Annotated in this window: 3 protein-coding genes; 1 reads left to right on the forward strand and 2 read right to left on the reverse strand. The window is 73.8% G+C overall.

What is annotated here, in order from left to right:
* On the forward strand, positions 1-305 hold a 305-nt coding region (locus C4313_RS10850), incomplete at its 5' end, for a Uma2 family endonuclease (protein WP_352429877.1).
* 170 nt (positions 306-475) lie between these two features.
* Here the strand turns inward: C4313_RS10850 and C4313_RS10855 are convergent.
* Positions 476-1,621, reverse strand: a complete 1,146-nt coding sequence (locus C4313_RS10855; RefSeq protein ID WP_352429878.1) for a response regulator — start codon at positions 1,619-1,621, stop codon at positions 476-478.
* Between the two features lie 24 nt (positions 1,622-1,645).
* A partial coding sequence (locus C4313_RS10860; protein ID WP_352429879.1) for a GAF domain-containing protein occupies positions 1,646-3,800 on the reverse strand: 2,155 nt, incomplete at its 5' end.

Consider the following 3,800-nt stretch of genomic DNA (forward strand, 5'->3'; position numbering starts at 1 on the left):
CCTTGGTTTCGGCGGGGCAGTTGCCGGGGGGGCGGTTGCCGGAGGGGTTTTTGGAGGGGGCGCCGGATCTGGCGGTGGAGGTGTTGTCGCCTTCGGACGATCCGGTGGACGTGCAGCAGAAGGTGCGGGACTATTTGGAGGCGGGGGCGCGGTTGGTGTGGGTGGTGGCGCCGTCGGCGCGGGCGGTGACGGTGTATCGGGCGGACGGTTCGGCGCGGCTGTTGCGGGAGGGGGAGGCGCTGGAGGGGGAGGACGTGCTCCCCGGCCTGCATATCCCCCTCGCCGAGCTCTTCGAAAGCCGATAGATGTGGCCCTGCGGGCGCTCACCCGGAGGCAGGATCCGCATGGCGGCCCGTCTCTGCAACGTCTGCCTCACCGACGGCCCTCCCCGGGCCTGTCCAAAAGGCGCCGAAAGACATCCCCTTCTCGTCGCGCGGCCCTTGGCGCATCCGGACTCGGATCGAGGCCGCGGCGCTCACCGCCGGCCGGTGGGATCGGCGGGGTCCTCTTCCAGCAGACCGCCTAGGATGGCCTTGCGGACGGCGGCGGCCCGCGTGTGGACCCCCAGTTTGTTCAGGATGCTGTCCACCTGCTTCTTCACCGTGTGGGGGGAGACGAAGAGACGTTCGGCGATCTCCCGGTTGGTGAGGCCGTGGGCCATCCAGCGCAGCACCTCCCGCTCCCGCGGCGTGAGGCGGGCCAAGGCCTCCTGGTCCTCCGGCGAGCGGGGGCCGGCGGGCGGGGCAGGGCGGATGGGAGCGGGCGCGGGTCCGTGGGCCAGGGCCTCCTGGACGAAGGCGAGGAAGGTCCGTCGGTTGAAGGCCGCCTTGTCGAAGAAGGCGAAGACGTGGAAGGCCTCGTAGGCGTGCTCCACCTCGTCGGCGGAGGCGGTGGCGCTGACCGCCAGGGTGGGCAGTCCCCGCCGGTGGGCCACCCGCAGCAACCGCAGGCCGTCCCGGTTCCCGAAGGGATCCAAGGAGCTGGCCAACTGGAGGTCCACGATGAGCAGGGCGAAGGGCTTCCGCTCCAGCCAGGCCAGGGCCTCGGCGTAGGAGGGGGCCACCGTGCAGGTCAGTCCGATCTCGGCCAGGAGCTCCTGGTAAAGATCCTGCCAGCCGGGGTCGTCCTCGACCACCAGCACCGGTGCGGCGACGGCGGCGGCGGCTCCAGCCTCGGGGGCAGGAGCGGGCCGCGGGGCGGCACGGGGGGGCTCCTGCTGCAGCAGGCGGGCCACCACCTCCCGGAAGGCCTGTCGGTGGAAGGTCTCCTTCCGGAGGAAATCGGCCGCGCGGCCGCGGGTCAGCGCCTCCACCGCCAGTTCCACCGTCGCGTAGCCGGTCAGGGCGATGGCGGGGACCGGCGGGGTGCGCGCGGCCAGGGCCTCGAGGACCTGGAGGCCGCTGCGGTCCCGGTGGTCTATCGGGTCCAGGGAGAGGTCGACCACCGCCAGGCGGTAGGCGCGTTCCCCGATACGGGCCAAGGCCGAGGCTCCATCGCCGACCGCCTCCGCCGTCAGGCCCATGTCCGCGAGGACCTCGGCCAGGAGGGCCTGCCAGGCCGGGTCGTCCTCGACGATCAGGGCGTGGGCGCTGGTGGCGGCGTGTGGTTCCCGCTCGCCCATAGCAGCCTCCTCGACGGGGGGATCTCAGGGGGCGGCCGGCGCCCCCGCCGGCGGGGCGAGGGGCAGCCGGAGGTAGAAGGCGGTCCCCTGGCCGGGGGCGCTTTCCACGTGGATCTCGCCCCCGAACCGCTGGACCAGCATCTTCACCCACCACAGGCCGAAGCCCAGTTTCTTCGGCGAGCGCTTGGTGGAGAAATCCAGTTCGAAGATCCGCTCCTGCAGTTCCGGCGGGATGCCGGGGCCGTTGTCCCGCACGGTGAGGACGACCGCGTCGGGCGCCGCGGCGCCCTGCACCGCGATCCATCCCTGTTCCCCCAGGGCCTCGACGGCGTTCTCCAGCAGGTTGAAGAAAACCAGGGTGAGTTGGGGCTCCCCGGCCATGACCGGCGGGAGGGCCTCCAGTCCGGAGATCTCCACGCGGATGCCGGGCGGGATCTGCAGGTCCTGCAGGGCCCGCTCCAGGCAGGGCAGGACGGCGGTGGGTCGCGGGCGCATCGGCCGCAGGTAGACCATGGCCTCCCGCACCGCGTCCAGGGCGGCCCGGGCCCGGGCCTCGATCTCCTGAAGGGCGGCGGCCAGGTAAGGGTCCTGGAGGAGGGCGGGCCGCTTCTCCATCAGGCCCTCCAGGCGGACCGGGATCAGGCCCAGGTGGTTGTTCAGGCGGTGGAGCAGGTTGGCGGCGATGTCACCGACGGCGGCGAAGGCCTCCGTGAGGGCCTGGCGTTCCCGGGCGGCCTGCAGGGCCCGGACGTGCTCTGCCAATTGCAGGGCCAGGGCGGTCTGGTTGGCCAGGATGGTGAGCAGGCGCTGGTCCCGCTCGGTGAACGTCCGGGGGCGGTGGGCGTGGACCACGAAGACGCCCCGGACGGCTCCCTCGGGGTCCAGCATCGGGACGGCGAGGGCGCAGCCGCCGGCCTCCAGGGTGAGGGGCTGGCGGGCCTGGCGCACCGCCTCGGCCAGCCCGGCCGTCCCGGCCATGGCCGGGTGGGTGGCGAAGGTGAGGGCGGGTGAGCCGGTGGGGGGCGTGAGCCAGATGGCCCCGTCGGCGACCTGGAGGAGGTCGCAGGCCAGGGCGACGGCGCGGGCGAAGAGGGTTTCCTGGCCGGCGTGGAGGAGGGAGCCGGTGAGTTCCTGCATCCCGCGCAGCAGCCGCATCTCCTGGAGGGCGATCACCGCCCGGGCGGCCAGCATCTCCAGCAGGCGTTGATCGGCCTCGGAGAAGGCGCCGGGGGTAGGGCTTTCCAGGTTGAGCACCCCCTCGACCTCATCGCCGGCCCCGATGAGGGGCACGGCCAGTTCGGCGCGGATCTCCGGCCCGGCGAGCCAGGGCCGGTAGCGGGAGGCCCAGGGGGAGTGGGGGAGGTCATCGATCCGCAGCGACCGGCCGTGGACGGCGACCCAGCCGACGATGCTGGTCTCATCGAGGTCGAGTTCTGGCGCGACCGTGGGCAGCAGGGGCCGACCGATGAGGGCCCCGAGGACCAGACGGCGGCGCTGGCGGTCCACCAGGCGCAGCGTCCCGAAGCGGGCGCCGGTGAGTTCCAGGGCGATCCGGAGGATGGCCTCGAGGACCTCCTGGGGGTCGGCGCGGGCGCCGAGGAGGAGGTCCATGCGGCGCAGCTCCTCCAGTTCGCGGGTGACGCGCTGGAGGGCGATCTGAAGGCTCTGGGCGGCGCGCGCGGGGCGGAGGAAGGCGGCGGCGATGCCGGTGAACGCCTCCAGGAGGGCGAGTTCCGGCTCCGAGAACGGGCGGTCCTCGCGGCGGTAGAGGTAGAGGACCCCGAGGGGCTCATCGGCGGCCAGCAGCGGCCAGCAGCCGACGACGCGGGCGCCGGCGGCCTGCTTGGCGGGGTGGATCGGGGCGTCGGGCTCCTCGTAGGAGAGGACACGGCGGCGGCGGGCCAGGGCGCGGGCGGCCATTCCGTCAGGGCGGGGCCAATCGGGCCCGCTGAGGGCATCCGTCTCGCCGACAGCGACGCGGGTGGCGGGGTCGAGGGCGGCGCGCTCCGGGTCGTAGCCGAAGAGGACGGCGGCGCCGGGGGCGTCGATGAGGCGGAGGGCCTCCTCCCCGATGCACCGCAGACAGTCGGCCACCGGGGTATCCGGGGGCAGCCCGGCCAGCCGCTCCCCGGCCTTCTGGAGCCGTCGCAACGCCTCCGGCCCGGCCAGCGCCCTCGGG

It is taken from the genome of Thermoflexus sp. (assembly GCF_040289485.1).
Taxonomy (GTDB): Bacteria; Chloroflexota; Anaerolineae; order Thermoflexales; family Thermoflexaceae; genus Thermoflexus.

Excerpts from the sequence above, each read along its gene's own strand:
- C4313_RS10855 (WP_352429878.1), bottom strand. The coding sequence starts at position 1,621 with ATGGGCGAGCGGGAACCACACGCCGCCACCAGCGCCCACGCCCTGATC.